Source organism: Chryseobacterium lactis (genome assembly GCF_003815875.1).
Classification (GTDB): domain Bacteria; phylum Bacteroidota; class Bacteroidia; order Flavobacteriales; family Weeksellaceae; genus Chryseobacterium; species Chryseobacterium lactis.
The window spans coordinates 1,696,273-1,717,747 of record NZ_CP033924.1 but is presented as its reverse complement, the minus strand read 5'-3'; the positions used below and the strand labels follow the sequence as shown (position 1 = coordinate 1,717,747).

Annotated in this window: 13 protein-coding genes; 3 read left to right on the top strand and 10 right to left on the bottom strand. The window is 35.8% G+C overall.

The genetic code is table 11. The annotated features are described in order from the left end of the window. Positions 1 to 103: 103 nt before the first annotated feature. Complete coding sequence (locus EG342_RS25345) at positions 104 to 1,321, bottom strand: hypothetical protein (RefSeq protein WP_185126881.1); 1,218 nt, start codon at positions 1,319 to 1,321, stop codon at positions 104 to 106. 452 nt (positions 1,322 to 1,773) lie between these two features. On the opposite strand from EG342_RS25345, the gene EG342_RS07370 reads away from it, so the two are divergent. Together EG342_RS07370 and EG342_RS07365 are read left to right on the top strand one after the other, a co-directional pair. Further along, on the top strand, positions 1,774 to 2,751 hold the full coding sequence (locus tag EG342_RS07370; protein WP_103289099.1) for a helix-turn-helix domain-containing protein: 978 nt from the start codon (positions 1,774 to 1,776) through the stop codon (positions 2,749 to 2,751). 30 nt (positions 2,752 to 2,781) lie between these two features. Continuing rightward, entirely contained in the window at positions 2,782 to 3,189 is a 408-nt protein-coding gene (locus EG342_RS07365; RefSeq protein WP_103289098.1) for a type II 3-dehydroquinate dehydratase, read from the top strand. Positions 3,190 to 3,562: 373 nt separating this feature from the next. On the opposite strand, the gene pckA is transcribed toward EG342_RS07365, so the two are convergent. From pckA to EG342_RS07325, 8 genes are all read right to left on the bottom strand, one after another. Continuing rightward, a complete protein-coding gene (gene pckA / locus EG342_RS07360) occupies positions 3,563 to 5,179 on the bottom strand; it encodes a phosphoenolpyruvate carboxykinase (ATP) (RefSeq protein WP_103289097.1) in 1,617 nt (538 codons plus the stop codon). A 127-nt stretch (positions 5,180 to 5,306) separates the two neighbouring features. Further along, the gene (locus tag EG342_RS07355) at positions 5,307 to 6,212 is read right to left on the bottom strand and encodes a GYDIA family GHMP kinase (protein WP_103289341.1); all 906 of its coding nucleotides are present in this window, start codon (positions 6,210 to 6,212) and stop codon (positions 5,307 to 5,309) included. A 10-nt stretch (positions 6,213 to 6,222) separates the two neighbouring features. Beyond that, on the bottom strand, positions 6,223 to 7,098 hold the full coding sequence (fabD, locus tag EG342_RS07350; RefSeq protein WP_103289096.1) for an ACP S-malonyltransferase: 876 nt from the start codon (positions 7,096 to 7,098) through the stop codon (positions 6,223 to 6,225). Positions 7,099 to 7,168: 70 nt separating this feature from the next. Then, positions 7,169 to 9,124, bottom strand: coding sequence for a LysM peptidoglycan-binding domain-containing protein (locus tag EG342_RS07345; RefSeq protein ID WP_246008752.1), 1,956 nt, complete (start codon positions 9,122 to 9,124; stop codon positions 7,169 to 7,171). A gap of 38 nt (positions 9,125 to 9,162) precedes the next feature. Continuing rightward, positions 9,163 to 10,749, bottom strand: coding sequence for a bacillithiol biosynthesis cysteine-adding enzyme BshC (gene bshC, locus EG342_RS07340; RefSeq protein ID WP_103289094.1), 1,587 nt, complete (start codon positions 10,747 to 10,749; stop codon positions 9,163 to 9,165). 12 nt (positions 10,750 to 10,761) lie between these two features. Beyond that, positions 10,762 to 12,702: a putative porin gene (locus EG342_RS07335; RefSeq protein ID WP_103289093.1), complete on the bottom strand. Its 1,941-nt coding sequence runs from the start codon at positions 12,700 to 12,702 to the stop codon at positions 10,762 to 10,764. 94 nt (positions 12,703 to 12,796) lie between these two features. After that, positions 12,797 to 14,437, bottom strand: a complete 1,641-nt coding sequence (locus tag EG342_RS07330) for a RagB/SusD family nutrient uptake outer membrane protein (RefSeq protein WP_103289092.1) — start codon at positions 14,435 to 14,437, stop codon at positions 12,797 to 12,799. Between the two features lie 10 nt (positions 14,438 to 14,447). Beyond that, a complete protein-coding gene (locus EG342_RS07325) occupies positions 14,448 to 17,312 on the bottom strand; it encodes a SusC/RagA family TonB-linked outer membrane protein (protein ID WP_103289091.1) in 2,865 nt (954 codons plus the stop codon). 387 nt (positions 17,313 to 17,699) lie between these two features. Here EG342_RS07325 and EG342_RS07320 point away from each other — a divergent pair, with 387 nt between their 5' ends. Continuing rightward, a complete protein-coding gene (locus tag EG342_RS07320) occupies positions 17,700 to 18,383 on the top strand; it encodes a hypothetical protein (protein WP_103289090.1) in 684 nt (227 codons plus the stop codon). 88 nt (positions 18,384 to 18,471) lie between these two features. Here the strand turns inward: EG342_RS07320 and infB are convergent, their stop codons facing one another. Continuing rightward, positions 18,472 to 21,432, bottom strand: a complete 2,961-nt coding sequence (infB, locus tag EG342_RS07315) for a translation initiation factor IF-2 (protein WP_103289089.1) — start codon at positions 21,430 to 21,432, stop codon at positions 18,472 to 18,474. Positions 21,433 to 21,475 lie beyond the last annotated feature (43 nt).

Here is a 21,475-nt window from a genome sequence, read left to right as displayed (position 1 = left end):
AAACATGACAAATATCATTAAGGATTCTTTAAAGTGAAAAACAAATAAAAAAACACTGATGCTTTAAAAGTATCAGTGTCGTTAGATGTATTAAAAGAAGACTTTATGCCTTTCTTGTAAGGGATATAAAGATCTTTTTTGTCCCGGAAACTTCCATACACCACCATTTAATTTCATACCATCGGTAGGTATTACCATTGACCTGTACCTGAAGGTTGGTTGTTTCCACTTCAGCTGCAGTGGTCATCCAGTATACAATACCATCACTGTCTGTATTTTCAAAATCACCTGGAGCCAGTGTTACATTAAGATTGGTTTTATTTTGATTCACCTGAGTAGCAAATGACTGATAGCTGATGAGTTGGGAAGTACTCGCTCTGTTATAAATTCGTGGATAATAATAAGCACTGCTGTTTCCCTGTAAAGAAACTTCTATCCCATCGATGGTTGGAAGAGGCTGCAATCCATTGGAAGCGACGTAGCTGCTTAGATTAAAACTGGTGTTGGCAGCAGTTGCATTGGGCACTGAATAGATTGCGGTAATGGTTTCTCCGATATTCAGAACTTCCGCTCCTACTGTAGCAGTACATGTAGCTGCCCCAAACATTCCAGGAATCGTAAATGATGCTGTATTTGGTGATGAGGAAGAGGGCGTACCAGTTACAAAATAAGTCAACAGCCCGCCACCATTGGATAATGTTCCTCCTTGTAATGTAGCGGTTAGTCCTGTCACACCGGTAGAAGCAATAGCACTTCCAGCCGGGTATGTTCCTCCATTTCCTCCATTATAGGGAATTGTCATTGTTCCGTTATACAGCTGCCCCGCCGTATAAGTAGGTGGACTTAATTTTGCTCCAGAGCAATTCAAAGATGAGATCTGCGGAGTAACAGCGGTATTATTAATCAGACTTCGCCATTCAGAACCATTCCAGTAGACATATCCTGCATTTTTCAGATTCCCGGTTCCTGTATTATACACCAGAAGACCCGTTGCCGGATTAGGCACTGTAATCACATCTGTATTTGAATTGAGTGGCACCCTGGGAAACAAAACTCCTTTTTTCTTATTCGCAGCCAGGCCATCTGTATTTATATCCAGTAAAGCCGAAGCATCAGGCAAAATAGTACCTATTCCCACGCTTCCTGTAGGAGTAATGGTAAAGTCGTTGGCTTGTTGTACAGGGGTTGGAATTCCGGTAGCGGGATTATCTTTTCCTCCGTCTACATGAAATATTCCTTGCGGGTTAGGGGTATTAATTCCTACTTGTGAATGTGCCATTGCAGAAATTGCAAGGCCTAGTAATAATAGTCTTTTTTTCATCTCGAAATAATTTTAAATGATCTTAAAAATTGAATGTTTGTTTTAAAAATTAAAACTTGTGTTTATATAATAACATTTGTGTTTAAACTTTGGTAAAGAAAACTTTGCACATAATAAAAAGCAATTACTTGCAACAATTGATTGAAAACTAGAAAAATATCATCATTACCTACTATAATTTTCCAATAATTTCACTAAATTTCGTTGTAAAAAAGAAAATATTACACAACAACCTTTTACAGCTGAAAGCGCTTAAAATTCTATTGCCCGATCAATGTTTAAGTTTTAAAAATCCATTTCAGCAAATGTATTCGTAAAAGAGAAGCAAGAAAAAAGAACTATCAATGAAAATCCAGAAAATAGCTTAAACAATACATTAAATTGATTATCAGATAAATACCAAAGTCATTTATTAAAAATCATTTATAAATCTCAGTTAACATTAATTTTAAATGACACCATTAAATATAAAAAACGAAAAAACAGAAAAATTGAAACTTGAACTGATGGATAGATACATCATTCTCATGCTCTTCATCTTAACGGTTTATCTTTTTATTTTCACTTTTTATATTCATTATAAAATGATGTCATGGTATTTGGCCACAGGAATTATTTTACTTGGTCTCACGTATCCTTTTTTACGGAAAAAATACACTCCGAATACTCTTGTAAGAGCCTATCTGATTGTTGCTCCTTTATACAATTTTTATATCATGCTAGCTTATTGGGGAAATTCTGTAGCCGGATTTTGCTGGTTATTACCAATCCCTTTGGGGGCTTATATATTTTTTTCCAAGAAAGAGGTAATTTGGTTTACCGCCTACACTTTACTCACCATCATCACGGCTATTATCGTAGCGAATACAATTGATTTCAACTTCCCGCATCACTCTCATCAGGAAGTATTGCTTACAGATATTCTTCTGTTTATCTCCAATATCCTGATTATTGCCTTACTTATTTATTATAAGGACATATTAAAGAAACAGGAATTCATACACCGGTTCAATAATCGGATTATGGAAGTTAAAAGTCCCTCAGATACGATTATCGATATTGAAGGGATGGAAAAATTATTTGAGAGAATAGAAACGGCCATGAATAAGGATCTGCTTTTTAAGGATATCAAATTTAATCTTTCAAGACTCAGTGTTGTTCTGGATGTCAACAGTTCCTATATTTCCAAAGCGATCCGGTATAAGGGATATCCTAATTTTAACACCTACCTTAATCAATACAGGATCGATTATGTAAAAAAACTCTTTACTGAAACAGACTTTCAAAAAGCAACTTTAATGTATGTTTATACGGAAGCCGGGTTTTCCAACCAGTCTACCTTCAACAGAGTCTTCAAGCAAATTGAAGGAATCACTCCTTCAGAATATATTCAGCAAAATCTAAAAACGACGAATACACAGGATCTTTAGAAAATATCTATCTTTGGGTAAATTTTTTATATGAAAGTTTTGATTATAAACGGGCCTAATCTGAATCTTTTAGGCACCAGAGAACCGGAAATCTATGGAAATGTTTCTATGGAAGATTATTTGGAAAATCTTAAATATGAGTTTCCTTCTCATGAACTGAACTATTATCAATCCAATATTGAAGGGGAACTTATCAACAGACTTCAGGAAGATGATTTTGATGCAGTTGTCATTAATCCCGGAGCTTTTACTCATTATTCTTACGCGATCGCTGATTGTTTAAAAAATATACAGAAACCGAAAGTAGAGGTTCACATCAGCAATATTTACAAGAGAGAAGAATTCAGGCAAAAGTCTGTAACAGCAGCTAACACAGATGCTGTTTTATCCGGATTCGGAATGGATGGATACAGATTGGCCATACTTAGTCTAAAGTAAATGAATTTCTCTGTTTCATGCAGAAAATAATATTCTCTCGCAGATTGCGCGGATTATGCAGATTTTAAACTTAAGAAGCTTATTTTTATAACACAAGCATTTGCATAATCTTCGACAAAAAAAGCCTCATCAACGATGAGGCTTTCCTATGTTTTGTAATCTTATTAGATTGTCTGTTCCTGCAATTGAGGTCCTAATGAATTTCTCTGCTTCATGCAGAAAATAATATTCGCTCGCAAATTGAGCGGGTTATGCAGATTTTAAACTTAAGAAGCTTATTTTTATAACACAAACATCTGTGAAATTTGCATAATCTGCGAGAAATAAAAAAAGCCTCATCAACGATGAGGCTTTCCTATGTTTTGTAATCTTATTAGATTGTCTGTTCCTGTAATTGAGGTCCTGAAGCAATTAATCTCTTCCCTTCCTCAGTATCACAATACTGCTCGAAGTTTTTGATATATCTTGAAGCAAGATCTTTTGCTTTTTCTTCCCATTCTGAACCATTTTCATACGTATCTCTAGGATCAAGGATGCCTGTAGAAACGTTTGGAAGCTCAGTAGGAATTTCAAGATTCATAATTGGAACCTGAGTTTTAGGAGCATTATCAATAGAACCGTCAATAATTGCATCGATAATAGCTCTTGTATCTTTTAAAGAAATTCTTTTTCCTGTACCATTCCAACCCGTATTTACCAGATAAGCTTTAGCTCCGTGTTCTTTCATTTTACCGATCAATGTTTTAGAATACATTGTTGGGTGTAAGGTAAGAAACGCTTCACCAAATGCAGGTGAGAAAGATGGCTGAGGTTCAGTAATTCCTCTTTCAGTTCCTGCTAATTTAGAAGTATACCCACAAAGGAAGTGATACTGAGCCTGATCTTCATTTAAGATGGAAACCGGAGGAAGTACCCCGAATGCATCCGCTGAAAGATAAACAATCTTCTTAGCATGACCTGCTTTAGAAGGCAATACAATCTTATTAATATGGTAAATTGGGTAAGAAACCCTTGTATTTTCAGTGATAGATCCGTCTGTATAATCTGCTATACCATTGTTAACAACAACGTTTTCAAGCAACGCATCTCTTTTGATTGCAGCGAAGATATCCGGTTCTTTTTCTTCTGATAAATCGATAACTTTAGCATAACATCCACCTTCATAGTTGAATACACCGTTGTTATCCCAACCGTGCTCATCGTCACCGATAAGGTATCTTTTAGGATCTGCAGACAAAGTAGTTTTTCCAGTTCCTGAAAGACCAAAGAATAAAGCCACATCACCTTTTTCTCCTACGTTGGCAGAACAGTGCATTGAAGCCATTCCTTTTAATGGAAGGTAATAGTTCATCATCGCGAACATTCCTTTTTTCATTTCACCTCCGTACCATGTACCTCCGATGATCTGTAATTTTTCAGTAAGGTTGAACATGATGAAGTTTTCAGAGTTTAATCCCTGTTCTTCCCAGTTCGGGTTGATTGTTTTGGATCCGTTGATTACGGTGAAATCAGGTTCTCCGAAATTCTCAAGTTCATAATGAGAAGGACGGATGAACATATTAGTAACAAAATGCGCCTGCCATGCTACTTCAACGATAAATCTTACTTTAAGTCTCGTATCTGCATTCGTTCCGCAGAATGTATCTACTACATAAATCTTCTTAGATTCAGCAAGCTGGTTCAGCACTAATTCTTTACAAGACCCGAAAATTTCCGCTGTAGTAGGTAAATTTACTTTACCATCCCAGAAAATTGTATTTCTTGTAACATCATCCTGAACAATATATCTGTCTTTAGGTGAACGACCTGTGAAAATTCCTGTTTTTACCGATACCGCGCCAGACTCTGTAAGCTCAGCTTTCTCAAACCCCTGATTTTCAGAAGAAACTTCAGCCTGGTATAATTCTTCATAAGACGGATTATACACTACCTCATAGTTTCCTTTAATCCCTAATTTCTCTAAATCCTGGATGATTTTAGTGTTTTTCATTTTACTTATATTTTCTATTTCTTTATTGAGTTCAACAAAAATAATATTAATTATTTGTTAAAGACGGTTTAAATATACTGATATAAGTCAGAATGGCAAATAAAAAAAGGGGATTGTAAAATATTGATTATAAATCAATTATATCACACCATTCAAAAACGGTAGTAAAACCTTTGTCCGAAAAATAGTCTTTAAAGCCCCCAAATTTGGCACTCATCACAAAATCTCCCCCCCATGCACCTAAACTTTTGACAAAAGAAGGGCAATCGGAGAATATTTTTTCTCTAACTGTGGGTATTTCAAGAAAATCAGCAATTTTTCGCTCATGAATCATCATTAGCTCGGAAAAATTTTCCAATTCATTGCATAATAAAATTTTCTTTGTGATATCTGAAAATTCATTCACTAACTCCGGTGACTTCTTTTTCGACTTGTAAAAATTAATTCCTTCCCTGCTGTCTTGTTTCTGATTTAAATGAATAAAAATCAGGTCATTTTTAAAAGGAGGATTAAAATCTACTCTTTCATACCTTATTTCAGGTTGGCTTTGAAAAAGGATAGCCGACTTTTCTTTGGCAACGGCAATATCATATCCACTGCCTCCCAAACTGATTGAATTCAGTTGGAAAGGATCAATTTCTGCCCACTCTGCCAGATTATTCATCAAAGTAGAACTACTTCCCAAACCATAATCGGCTGGAAACTGAAGGTTCGTTTTTAAATAGTAAGTAAAATTATTCTTGAATTTTGAACTGGAAAGTTGCTGAACGTTTTTTAATGTTTTTAAAATGAATTCAGCACTTGAAGTAATGTTGGTTTCAACAATCTGCCAGTTTTTATAATCTATAACAGCCGACAACCATAATCTATTCTGATGATATGCCTCCCAATGTATCAGGGATCTTTCGTCATCTTTTTCTTCAAAAAAAAACTCTTGTCCCAGTCTGGTTGGTACCGCTAAGACAAGAGCTCCATCGATTGCGAAATATTCTGAAGTAAGCATAAGCTTTCCCGGTGAAAAAATCGCGCTCATATTTTTTATTTTAGATTGCAGAAACAGCTTCCACGGATCCATCGATCTTTTTGATCAATCCCTGAAGAGTCTTTCCAGGACCAACTTCCACGAAGTTAGAAGCCCCGTCTTTAATCATATTTTGAACAGACTGCGTCCATTTTACAGGACCGGTAAGCTGATCAATCAGATTTTGTTTAATCTCATCCGGATTGGTTACCGCTGTAGTAGTGATATTCTGATATACAGGAATCGTTGCTTTTCTGAACTTTGTCTTTTCGATAGCAGCAGCCAATCTTTCTTGTGCCGGCTGCATCAATGGTGAATGAAAAGCTCCGTTTACAGGCAATAATAATGCTCTTTTAGCCCCTGCCTCTTTCAATTTTACACAAGCTTCTTCTACAGCCACTGTTTCTCCTGAAATTACCAATTGCCCAGGGCAGTTATAATTTGCAGGTACTACAATACCATTGATTTGTGCACATATTTCTTCAACTTTAGCATCTTCCAATCCTAAAATTGCAGCCATAGAACTTGGGTTGGCATCACAAGCAGCCTGCATTGCTTTGGCTCTTTCTGAAACCAGTTTCAAGCCATCATCAAAAGATAAAACGCCGTTGGCAACCAATGCGGAAAACTCTCCTAAGGAATGTCCTGCCACCATTTCAGCTCCAAGACCGTTTACTGCCTTTAATGCTGCAACTGAATGTATAAAAATTGAAGGCTGGGTAACCTCTGTTTTCTTAAGATCCGCATCCGTCCCATTGAACATAATGGAAAGAATGTCGAAACCTAAAATTTCATTGGCAGATTCCATCAGATCTTTTATATCTTTTCTAGAATCATACAACTCTTTTCCCATTCCTACGAACTGAGAACCCTGCCCAGGAAATACTAGTGCTTTCATGTACTGAATTAAATATTATGCAAATATAACTATAATGTTAACAATATCCTTTTAAACAGATATAAATCATCTATGGAACTAACCTGATTACTCTGTAACCGGTATTTACATAAGCTCCGTTAGCTTTAGATTTTACAAACTCAAATTTTGTAGCAAGCTGAGTCTGCACTTTATTCATCTGTTTGAATATTTCTCCTTTTTTATTCTCTCTGGTCAACATATCATTTACCACATCAAAACCTACGATGGCATATTTTGGTGGGGTTTTGCAATATTTCGTTTTATAAGCTGCCAGGATTTCTTTTTCAAAATTACCGTCCGTATTGATTTTTCTATCCATCAGATAAACCAGATTTACCTGGCTCAACTCGTCCACTTTCTTTTCAAAAACCGGAGAATAGAACATACTGAATGCTTTTACACCCTGTGCTTCTTTAGAAAGAGCAATTATTTTGTTGGCAAAAGCTTCTCCCATGTCATCATTCGCTAAAACAGCAATTACAGGAGCTGCCTGCCCCGTCATCATATTCTGGTCTACCTGAATATCTGAAGGAGAATTAACGATAACTATATTAGGATTTTTCACAGCTTTTTCAAGGCCTGCTTTAATATAGTTGGCATTTTCTTTTTTAGTATCTGCCACTACATAGATTTTCTGATCTGAGTATACAGATTTTACTTCTTCTATGATTTTATCTGCATACGTCTGATTGTTGGTTTCAACAATAATCAGGTTGTTGTAGTTATATAGTTCCGGAGTATTAGCAAAAGGTGCTACTACAGGGATTTTTTGATTTTTAGTAAAGTCCAGAACATCAATTACGTTTGACTTGAAGAATGGACCGATAATAAGATCTGTATTATCAGGATTGATTTGAGTAAGAGAGTTTTTAAATGAAGCTTCATTTCCTGAGTCTACTATTTTGACATCAAGTTTCTGCCCTCCTCTTGCATTTCTTTCAATAGCCAGCTTTGCTCCGGTCAAAAAGTCAAGAGCCATTGCTCTGTACTGAGTTTCGTTGGTACTGTATCCGAATGGAAGCATTAAGATAACGCTCAAAGCATCGCCGTTTTTCTTAATGTATGCTGCGTCTTGTTTCTTAATTCTTAGAACCATTCCGGTTTTAAGACCGTGAGAAAGATCCGGGTTAAGCGCAATCAGTTCATCGATTGAAACTCCGAATCTGTTGACAATAGAGAATACGGTATCACCCTGCTGAACCGTATACGTTACATAATCGTCACCTGCCACAACGTTAGAAGTGTTGGTAGACGAAGATTTTTCATTTCCTGAATCCATTTTTGCTTTTGGATTTACAGGTTCAGCTACTACAGAGTCAGTAGTAGTAGTGGTTGATTTTTTTATTTTAATGGTTTCACCGGGTTTTAAGCCGTTTTCCTCCAATCCTGGGTTTAAAGCGTAAAGATCCTGTTGCGTGATTCCAAACTGTTTTGTAATTCTGTAATAATTATCTTTTGCCTGAATAACATAAGATTCAGTATCTGCAGAAGCAGGAGTTGTTGTTACTACAGGTTTTTCAACCGGAGTTGTTTCTGCCGGTTTTTCCGTAGCAATAACCTGCTGCCCGTCAGCGTATTTTTTGATACTGGCAAGAGGCAATGTAATTTCGTCTCCGATTTTCATGTGAGAATCCAGTTCAGGATTCAGTTTTCTTAAATCGCTTTCAGAAATTCTGTATTGTTTGGTAATTCCATAAATGGTTTGCTTGGGTTGCAAAACAATTTTACCTAAAGAAGTACTTGAAGTTGTTTTTGCTTTTTCAACAACAGCAGCTTTAGTAACAACCGGAGTTGCTGCTTTTTCTGACTTTATGGTTAAAACATCTCCGATCGCCAATTTGCCATCTTTATGCTTCGGGTTTAGCTTCAGCAATTCATCTACAGTCATTCCATACTTCTTTGCAATGTTGTACGGGTTATCACCTTGTACAACGGTATGCGATTTCTGAGCTGAAACTCCCAAAACCATACATAAACTGGATAGAATAAAAAACCTCTTTATCATATTCGATAATTATAATTTACAAAAATACTTCTTTAAAATTAAATGGCAACAATTATTAATTTGGATTCTTGAACCACCATCTCTTCCAAACAATTTTCAAGCCACGAATATCCGTAATCTGAAAAGAACACACTAAAATTATAGACTCTTTCCTGCCATGTTTTGGAAGGATGTACGTCTAAAAACAGATTTTCAAGTCTTTCCAGCAACTCGCCCTGTTTTATTTTTTCAGCATGAAGAAGGCGCTTTTTCATTCTTTTAAATGATTTCAGTTGTCTTACTTCTTCTGCCTTCACCATATTACCAAAAGATTTCTCTGTAGTTTCTGCTGAAGCCTTTAGCACTGAAAAATTAGTAACCAAAAGTTCTTCTTTCTCTTCGAGTAGTTTTAAAATAGTATTATCTTCTAAAATTTTCTGATTGGTGATGACGGTAAAGTTTTGAAAGAAATCTTCAATTTTAAGACCTAACTTCTCAATTTTGCCCAATGTTTTTTCTTTCAGGAAAAGCATTGAATTCCTTGGGATAAGTATTGGAAAAGGAATATTAATCGAAGAAAAATAGTCTTTCAACTCCAGCCAGTACATAATTTCGGCATTTCCTCCGTTATAGGCAAGGTTAGGCAATACTTTCTCCTGATATACAGGACGCATTAATGCATTTGGACTGAATTTTTCCGGATGATTTTCTAATTCGGAGAGCATCTCTTCTTGTGTAAACTGAAGTTTGGTATCAACAATGATATATTTCTGCCCGTCCCACTCAATCCTGTCTCTTGTTTCTGAAAGATAAAACAGGTTGATTTCACGAGGATTTACCTGGACCTTGCCATACTTTTCGGTTAGAAATTTTACTTTATTCTCTGATTTTTTTTGCAAAGCGGAATCAAGAAGCTCATCTTTAAAAATCTCTTTCATCTGACTTTTAAGTTCTCCGGAATCTCCATCTAATATTAAAAGCCCAAAGTCTGAAAAAAGTCTGTTCACAAGGATTCTTATAGCCTGAGTTAAAGTATTCCCAACCTTATAGGCTTCTCTCATCATTAATATTAATTCTGTTCCGAAAACTGAATCTTTAAATTCTTTTTCGAATTCAGAAATGAAATAAGTATCCGTGATCTCAATTCTTCCTACGGGACCGCCGGATTTCTCATTGGTCTCGTAGTAATTGTTCTCTGTCTTAAAATGATTGATCTCTGCAAAATCATGATCCTCTGAGGCCATCCAATATACCGGAACAAAATTAAAGTCCGGAAAATTCTCCTTCAGATAGGTACACGTTTTTATGGTCTGTAAAATCTTATATACAAAAAATACAGGTCCGGAAAAAAGGTTCAACTGATGACCGGTGGTAATTGTAAATGTATTGGGTAACTTAAGATCTTCCAGGTTTTGTTTCTGTTTTGAAGAAAGTGCAAAATCCGAAAACTGCCTTTCCAGCACCTGGTGGAGGATTTCTCTTTGTTCTGATGAGAAAGTATCCTGTTTCAGGTGAATCTGTTGACGAAAATTCTCTACAGAAAATGTTTTATTTTCAAAACCCTCAATTTTTTGGTTTAAAAAATCTTTTACCAATTGAGGGATGCTTTCTATATCATTGAATGATATTTTATTAATTGTTTTCAACTTGTATAGTTTTTAGTTGAACAAATACCACACGATACCAATATTCAGTCTGAAATCATACACCGGATAGTGTGGAAATGCATATGCTTTATTATTGGAAATAACGGTTCCTATCTGCTGCCCTTCTATGAAAAAGAACATTTTTTTAACTTTCATATTGATATAAATGTCGGCGATAGGCTGCCCACCAATCGAAAATGAGTTGGCATTAGGCAAAATATATTCGTTAAGAACAGGGAAATAGTCTCTTGAAGCAAATTTCGAGAAATAATATACCTTAAGTCCTGCCTGAATTTCTGCAGCCTTTTTAAATGCCTGCGTCTGATAGAAGAAATTGGCTCTTCCGATAAAGCCAGGCATGGGAAGCAGATCTTTATTGGTTAATGCATTCTGGAAATGCACTCTTGTATTCAAATTAAATTTCCCAAAACTGAAAGTAGCATCACCTCCGATCTGAGAAATATTCAAAGAGCTGTTGCTTTGTTGTGGGTTGCCAATACTATTAAAATAGGTGTAGTTATCAATTCTGAAATAGTTGGCAAAGATTTCTGTTTTAAACCACTTCAGATTAATATTTCCACCAATTTCCATGATGGATTGATTTTTGGCATTTTCAAGATAATAATTAAAGTTGTTGTAAATAGAAGTATTCAACAGATAATTGAATGAAGGGTAAGCACTTTGAAAGTTTACTTTTAAATTAACAAAATAATCTTTTATAGGTTCAAACTTCAGATTATTGGTTGTTTTAAGATAGCTTTTAAACTGGCTACCGTTTGAAAATTCCAGGAATGAATTCAACTGAATTTTATCCCAAAGTTTTACCTGTAGATTTCCTACAGCACCGATTCTGTTTTCTTTAAGTTCACCAGGATAAGGAACTCCGTTTTCTATAACGACGTCTCTTATTCCGAATTTAATCATCTGGTAACGAACTCCGGCATCCAGTTTAAATTTTTCATTATTAAAAACCAGGCTTACCGTATTGCTGAAATTATCGGAGTATTTTTTTGTTGTCAAAGGAAATTTATCAATCAAATCTGCAGCAGTGCCGTACCAATACTTTTCTAAAGCATCCTGATTATAATAGTATTTATTTCCCTGATGTGACATTGTATGCCTGATACTGAAAGGGAATTTTTCAGAATTAAATGGGGTAAACTGATGGCTCAGGTAGTATCTTCGGTAAGAAAACTGGGAGCTGGTCGCTATAAGGTTTACCTGTGCATTCTGTCTGTTCTTATAGTTACTGTCTCCGCTTTGGAACAAATTATCTTCGGTTATCCCACCACTTTCCTGATTGTTTACATTCTGGTGAATATAGTGAGCAAAAAGCTCATAGTTTCCACTTTTTGAAGTATAGTGTCCTGAGAATATGGTATTGTTATTGGCCGCCAGTGAGTTTCTATACATCCCCTGGGATCTGAGTCCCATATATTCCAATGCAAAATTGAATCTTTTCCCTATATTTTGGGTATAAGTAGATCTTAGCACCGCTCCGTTTCTCATTGCATTGTGGTAAATGAATGAGGCCGTAGGAGTTTTCACATCATAATATTTTACATCATTTGCTCCCAGAATCATATACGATTTATTGGAAGGTAATAAGGACAGGTTCTGCTCTGCATTCACTTCGAAGACGAGAGGATTAAACCCTGAGCCAACATTCGCAGGCTGCACTCTACCGAAGTTATCGTGATTATTATATTGTGAGAATATATGTGTTTTATCAAAAGTCATCACCGTATCAAAAACTTTCTTTTCTGAAAATTGAGTTTGAAACTGGTAATCGTTGATGGTAGGCTTGAAAATTTTTAAGGAATCTTTTTTACCGGAGTCGATGACTAATGTATCTTCCGGTTTTTGTTGAAGCTTTTGGGCTTTTACGGTGTCAACAACCTGTGCCCCGGCAGCAAAACTAAAGAAGGTGATTATGAAAAGTATATACTTCATTATTCATTATTGTTCAGCAAAAATAAGAAATAATAATATATAAAAAACCCCTGCTTGGAGCAGGGGTTTCATATAATTGGATTATTGTTGAATATTAATAACCAGTATTTTGCTGAACACCAGGATTCCCAGCAACTTCACTACTTGGAATTGGTAATGTATATCTGTAATCACCGTTTGTAAGATTAGATACATCAACGATATCATCTGTTGAATTTCTATCCATTGATACGCCAGCTTTTACAGCTAATCTTTTCAAGTCAATATATCTGTGACCTTCGAAGCAAAGTTCAATTCTTCTTTCTGCCAAGATATCTTTATAAGCAGCTGTTGCATTAGCATATACAGGCGCCACAGTTGGTGTCCCTGAAAACGATCTAGCATCTCTAATCATCTTAATATTATTTGCAGCTCCAATAAAGTCTCCACTTTGAGCAGCAACTTCACTTAGAATGAAATACATTTCAGAAAGACGAACAGATTTGATGTCATTTCTCGTATTTGTTCCAGTTTTACCAGGATATTTATCCACAATCAGCTTATCTGCTCTTGTATTTACTCCAGGATTCATATAATTAGGATTAGGAGTACTTGAAGGATCAACAAACGCATACTTTCTAACGTCATCCGGTAAAGCTCTTAACATATTGTACAGATTACGTCCCACATACCACCATGGAGTACCAGTAACACTTGAGCTATTCAAATTATATCTAGAACCGATTGCAATCCCATTAGTTCCTGTAGCTTGTCTTCCTAAAGCAAAAATAGTTTCACCTCTATTTGCATCTTTATCATCCCATAAGTTTCTATAAGGATTGAAAGAGTTTGATGTAAGATAAAATGCACTATTCCATGCAGCACTACCAATTGCAGGTGCAGGAGTAACATTAGGTTGGCTCGGAGTTCCTAATGTCAAAGCAAATGCTGCTCCACTCACTCCCGCAGTTGCACTAATTACGGCTTGCGCATCTATTTTAGCCTGCGCATAATTCCCTCTATATAAATTGAACCTTGCACTAATTGCATTAACAAAGCTTTTTCCAACATAATATTTGTTTACATCAGATTTCAAATTTGCTGGTGTTGTTGTAGCTGCGTCGTATTGTGTAAACAATGTTCTTGCAGACTGCAGGTCACTATCAATAAGAGCATAAATTTCTTTATTAGATACTCTTGGTTTTTGAACAAAGTTACTTTCATCCAATTTATCACTTAATATAACTCCTAGCGCATTTTCATCCCCCATATTTGGAGAGTAATAAGTCTCTAATTCAAGATAACAGAATGCTCTAATAGCTTTAGCTTGTGCTATAATTTTATTATAATTAGCAGTTTCTGTAGCTCCGTTAGGAGTAACTTTACTAGCTCCTGCTAATAGTCTATTAACTCTATTAATAGTTCTATAATGACTTACCCAAATAAGCTCAGGTAATGTATCAACACCACCACTTACGATAAAACGGTGTAACGAAAATTCCTGACCACCACTACCATCTCCTGGCTTTACTTCATCAGTAATAACCGAAGTAAGATAAACTTCATTACCAGTTTCTAAATTCCCATATACACTTCCAATAAGGAATGCCTGAAGACCATCCATAGTCGCAAAGGCTTGTGAATCATCTAACTGTCCCGGCTGAACAGCTTCAATTGCATCACTACAACTGTTAAGCAGAGGTAATGCTGTTAAAGATCCCGCTACGAATAATAATTTTATTATATTTCTTTTCATTTTTTAAATTTTAAAATTCTACATTGAAACCAACAGAGAATGTCTTAGGGTTAGGATAAACACTCAATGAATAATCAGTAACTGGTTCTGGATCTAGACCTTTCCAGCTGCTCCAAGTAACAAGGTTTTCACCTTGAACAAAAAGCTTCAATCCTGTAATAGGTAAATTTGCTAAACTCGCTTTAGGGAAAGAATAACCTAATGAGATTGTTTTCAATCTTATAAAGTCTGTTTTGTATAAATATCTGTCAGAACTACCATCTGAACCTGTATTGTTTGCAGTAATGGAAGGTATATCAGTATTTCTGTTATCAGGAGTCCAAGAATTTAATAAATCTGCACTTACATTATTACCTGTACCTAGACCATTAGGATCCATTAACCAAGTATATAGGTTGTCATACTGCCATCCTCCTGCTTGCCAAGAGAATAAAACATCAGCAAATACTCCTTTGAATGAGCCGTTCAAACCAAAACCTCCCTGATACTTAGGATAGTATGACTTCCCAGTCAAAACTCTATCACTATCATTAGGATTCTCTGTAATTGCACCGTTCTTATCTAAGAATTGCATTTCTCCTGTATCCTTATTAACTCCTGCGTAACGCACTAGATTCCATTGGAATGCTAATGATCCGGTAGCGTTTACGTTATCCGTTGGTGAATATCCATAAGGTAATTCTAGGATTCTGTTCTTATTGAATGAACCGTTAGCAAAAATTGATAATTTAAAATCACTTCTATTGAAAATATTATATCGAAGGTTACCTTCAATACCATTATTTCTCATTTTACCGTTATTCCCATCAATTGTAAATGTACCGGTAGACGCAGCTGATATATTTAACTTATTGAATAGATTATCAGTTGTTTTGATATAGTAATCGACGTTACCTTCTAATTTTCTATTGAATAAGACAAAATCTAGACCTACGTTAAACATTTTCTGAGTCTCCCAACGAACATCCGGGTTTCCAAGAACACTTAGTCCAAGTCCTTGTTGGTTAAGGTATGCAGTATTTGTAGTATAAACATTTCTAAATAATGTTGTTGTAGCAGCATTTACAAGAGGGTTTATGTTATTTACCGTTATACCTAAGTTTTGGTTTCCTTGTGTACCATAAGAAGATCTTAGTTTTAACATATCAAATACAGAACCTTCCATGAATGCTTCTTTATCGATATTCCATCTTCCAGATACAGCCCAGAAAGTATTCCATCTGTTTTCTTTTGAGAATCTGTAAGCACCATCTCTTCTTACCATACCTGTAAATCCATATTTACCAGCGTAATCGTATTCAGCAGTTGCAAAATAAGCTAAAGCTCCTGCATTAACTGCAGATGCCTGTACGTTTGGAACATACAACGTAGGAGTTGTAGTACTATATGGAACATATCCTGTTCCTGATCCTAAACTCCAGGTTAATGGGTTTAAGCCATTTTGTTGATATTGTTTAGCTCTGTAGTGAGCTTTAATATAATCTAAATAAGCTCCAACTTCTAAAGTATGTTCGCCCCAAGATTTATTGAATGTAAGGTTTGTAATACTGTTAATATTAAAATCCTTTGTATTATTCAATTGTTCAATACCTCCATATGGATCATTTCCAGCCTTTGCAATTAATGCTAGATATCCATAAGGTGCACGTGCAAACGCTCTATCTGATTCCTTAAAGTCAATTCCACTTTTATGACCTACAGTTAGGTAGTCTGTTAACTTGTAAGCAAAATTAACATTAGCCATAACACTTGTTTCAGTGTATTTGTTTTGAACCCCACCGTTGATGATATCTTGGGTTACCCATGGAATTCTATCACTATATTTATTCTGGTAATCTCTATAAAAATCAGATCCTCTGTTATATGGACTAGGTTCTAAATCTGGTCTTGCCAAGATTGAACTAAATAGTGGATTTTGAAGCGGATTAGCTAGCAAAGCACTAACACTATTCTCCTGATCTAATTGACTTCTCTTAGAGTAACCCACTGCAAGTTGACTACCATAAGTAAATCTTCCATCATTCGACTTACCATTAATGTTATTTCTAAAGGTGAATCTACTAAAATCAGTTGATTTCACAATCCCTGTCATATCATAATATCCTAATGATGAATATACAGAAACATTTTTACCTCCAAAAGTTAATCCTAAGTTATGCTGCTGAGTCATCCCTGTTCTGAAGTATTGTTTTCTCCAGTCTGTATTAGGAGCATTTATAACTTCGTCTTGAGAATATTGTTCATCAGGGCCAAAAACAAATTCATTTTGCAACGCCCTATACTGGCTTCCACTCACCAAATTATACTTATGATTTGGATACGTTGAGAAACCAATAGTAGAACCGAATGAAAGCTTCATTCCACTATTAAATGAACCTGATTTTGTAGTAATTACAACAACTCCATTTGCAGCTCTATTACCATAAATTGAAGTTGCAGCAGCATCTCTAAGTACAGAAATTGATGCTATATCTTCTGGATTTAAGTTTCTAAACTGTGTTCCATTCGTACTCATCCCATCAATTACATATAATGGATCCATAGCAGAGTTAAGAGAACCAATACCTCTTACTCTTACATCAATTCTACCTGATCCAGGAGAACCAGAGCTAGAGTTGATAGTAATACCTGGGGCAGCACCCTGTAAAGAGTTTAGGAAAGATGCATTCGGACGATCCTCCAACACTTTTTCAGATATAGTAGTAGATGCTGCAGTTGATTTAGCTTTAGTAGCAGTCTTACCATATCCAAGTACAACAACTTCTTCAATCTGTTTTACTTTGGATGTAGTATCTTTTTTAGCCGTTTGCGCAAAAGCTACTTGCCCTAAGAAAAACAATGCTCCAGCGCTTAATACACGTAGTTTAACATTCATATTAACAAATTTTAATATATTTTAATCGCAAATATGTTAATAAATATTAACACTTGCAAATTTTTTAAACCAATACGTACAGTTCACATTTACAATACACTATAAAGTCCAAACAACACATAAAAGAATTCATAATATTCTCCAGTTTTCATTTATTAAAATTCACATTAATCAGGAGAAAAACACAAATTTAACAGTTCCGATATAATTGATATTTTTTTATTTATAATCAATCTAAATTAAATATTTATACAAGCAGTTGCATTTTAACACTTTTATTACTATATAAACGCCTAAAAGCAAAAAAAACAGTAAACATATCAACTATTTACAACAATATATTTATACATTTGGCAAAGAATAAAAAAATTAATAAATCATACTACAATGAAAAAAATTATCACATCCACATTCTTACTCGCCAATCTTTTCAGTTTCGCACAACAAAGTATAGTTTCTCAAAACACCCCTGTATCAAGCAACCAAGGAATCTATTATACCCTTCAGTCTGCTTCAGGGAAAACTTTAAGTTATGATGACATTTTAGGAACTCCCTATCCTGATAAAAATTTCGTGAAATCTAAAATTTCCGGAACTAGCGATCAACAAACTCTTGTAAGATATAATAGTTATAATGACGAAATTGAGTTCAAAAAAGATGATAAAGTTTTAGCACTTCCTAAGAGTCAGGAATATGGAAGAATAGAAATTGCGTCTCCAAAGCAAACATTAGTTTTATTAGATACTTCAGACGAATTAAGCGGATACTTTTACGAACTTGCCAATGGCAAAAATACCTTATACAAAAAGGTAAAGACAAGATTTATTGACTTTGTCCCTGCACCTAATGGTTATGCAAGCGATAAACCAGCTACATTTAAAACATTGGATCCTGTTTATTACATCAAAACAGAAAAAGGATTCATTAAGAAACCTAAAAATCAGAAAGAGATTATCGAACAATTCTCAGACAAAAAAGAACCTTTAACAACATTCTTCAAGTCTAATAAAATCAAGTTTGATAAAGATGAAGATTTAATTAAATTAGTCACTTTCCTTAATCAAAACTAGAAACAAACAATTCTATTTGATTAACTGAAATATTTACAAAAAAATAAGCCGTCTCAATGAGACGGCTTATTTTATATTTATTTGAATATTACTTCAACTTTTTCTTAACAGCTACTTCTTCGTATACTTCAAGAATATCACCGATTTCAATATCGTTATAACCTTTCAGGTTCAGACCACATTCGTAACCTTTCGTTACTTCCTTCACATCATCTTTGAAACGCTTCAAGCTTTCAAGCTCTCCGTCAAACTTAACAATACCGTCTCTCAGTACTCTTACTTTAGAGTTTCTGGCTACTTTTCCTGAAAGAACCATACAACCTGCAATGGTACCAACCTTAGAGATTTTAAAGACCTCTCTGATCTCAACATTACCAATTACCTGTTCTTTAATTTCAGGAGAAAGCATACCTTCCATAGCTTCCTTCACTTCTTCGATCGCAGCATAGATTACAGAGTAATTTCTGATTTCAATCTCTTCTCTGTCTGCAAGATCTTTAGCATTAGCACCGGCTCTTACGTTAAATCCGATGATAATTGCGTCAGATGCCGCAGCTAAGTTAACATCAGATTCAGTGATCTGACCTACTCCTTTATGAAGGATATTTACATTAATCTCCGCAGTAGACAATCTCTGTAACTGATCTGATAGTGCTTCAACAGAACCATCCACGTCACCTTTAAGGATAATGTTCAATTCTTTGAAATCACCAAGAGCAATTCTTCTACCCAACTCTTCAAGCGTTGTATGCTTCTTAGTTCTGATAGAAAGTTCTCTTTGAAGCTGCTCTCTCTTATTTGCAATAGTTTTACCCTCACTTTCATCTTCATAAACCTTAAACTTATCACCTGCTGTAGGCGCTCCGTCTAAACCTAGAATTGTTACAGGAATAGATGGTCCTGCTTCTGTAAGGTTTCTTCCTCTTTCATCAAGCATAGCTTTTACCTTACCGTGGTTCTTCCCGGCAACTACATAATCACCAACTTTCAGAGTACCTGTTTGTACCAACATAGTGGCAACATATCCTCTTCCTTTATCTAGTGAAGCTTCAATAACAACTCCCTGGGCATTTCTATCCGGATTAGCTTTTAAATCAAGCATTTCTGCCTGAAGTAATACTTTCTCCAATAGAACGTCCATATTATTACCAAATTTTGCAGAAATTTCCTGCGCCTGAACATTTCCACCCCATTCTTCAACCAGGATATTCATCCCGGAAAGCTGTTGTCTGATGTTATCAGGGTTTGCACTTGGTCTATCTACTTTGTTCAATGCAATAATCATTGGTACTCCAGCTGCCTGTGCGTGAGAAATTGCTTCTCTCGTCTGAGGCATCACATCATCATCAGCTGCAATTACAATAATTGCAATATCCGTGATCTGAGCACCTCTGGCTCTCATCGCTGTAAAGGCTTCGTGACCTGGTGTATCTAAGAATGTAATTCTCTGACCATTTTCCAATTTCACGTTATATGCACCGATGTGCTGTGTAATTCCTCCGGATTCACCAGCGATTACATTGGTTTTTCTAATGTAGTCAAGCAATGAAGTCTTACCGTGGTCAACGTGTCCCATTACCGTAACGATTGGAGCTCTTGATACAAGATCTTCTTCGTTATCGATTTCTTCTTCGTTGTCCGTTTCTTCAAGATCAGCATCTGAGAATTCAATTTTATATCCGAATTCATCTGCTACCAATAATAAGGTATCAGCTTCTAATCTTTGGTTCATGGTAACCATTACCCCAAGTGAGAAACAAGCAGAGATTACTTCAGTTGGAGAAACATTCATTAAGCTCGCCAATTCACCTACTGTGATGAATTCCGTTACTTTAAGAGTTCTGTCTTGTGCTTCTAGCTCTTGCTGACGCTCATCCTGTTCTCTACGGAAAGTTCTTTTATCTTTTCTGTGTTTTGCAGATTTAGATTTACCTCCTTTATTAGTAAGCTTTTCTAATGTTTCCTTGATCTGGTTTTTAACTTGCTCGTCGGTTAACTCAACAGGCATTACTCTTTGACCAGGTCTGTTGTTGTTCGGACCTCCTTTCTTGAAGCCGCCACCTTGGCCACCCGGACGGTTTCCACCACCCTGGTTATTTCCGAAACGGTTTCCTCCAGGACCTCCCTGACCTTGTGGACGATTTCCTTGACCACCTTGTCCCTGACGGTTTCCACCTTGTCCACCACCATTATTATTCTGACGGTTTCCTTGGCCTTGACCACCCTGGTTATTATTTCCTGAATTTTGATTATTCCCCTGGCCTTGTCCTCCTTGTTGGTTATTCGGGCCTCCGGGTTTCTCAATTCTTTTTCTTTTCTTTTTTGCTCCAGAACCTGGTTTTGGTGCAAATTGAGTTAAGTCAATCTTTTCCCCAACGATCTTAGGACCGTCAAGTTTCTGATACACTGTCTCAATTTTCTGTGGTTCCTGAGATTCCGGCTCAGCTTCCACTTTTGGAGTTTCTACTTTTTTCTCTTCCACCACTACCGGTTTAGGAGTTTCTTTTACTGGTTCCACAGCTTTTATTTCTTCTTTTTTCTCCTCCACTTTTGGCTTGTCTTTTTTCACAGGTCTATTTCTAGATTCTATCTGAGACAAATCAATTTTATCCAAAACTTTAAATTCCTGCTTTTCAGGAGTTGCTTTAACTTCCGGCTCTTCTTTCACGATTTCTTCTTTCTTTTCTTCAACCGGTGTCGCTACAGGAGCAGCAGGGGTTTCTTCAACCTCAGGTTTAGGTTCTAGATCTATTTTACCTAAAATTTTAGTTTCTGGTTTATTTGCTTTAGCTCTTATCACTTCAGGGGTTTTCTTTTCTTCAATTTCCAGTTTTTCTTCCGGAACTTTAGTGATCACCACCTCATGGGAAGCTTTTCTTTGTTCGCCATCTTTAGCAAACTCAGCTTCCAATGCAGAATATGCCGCTTCTTCCAATTGAGCGTTAGGATTGCTTTCAACCTCAAATCCCCTTGATTGTAAAAACTCTACTAATCTGGACATCGAAATGTTGAATTCCTTAACCGCTTTATTTAATCTAATTTTTGGCATTTATATTATTTACTGTTTTTTTAATTCTTAAAATTAAAGTATT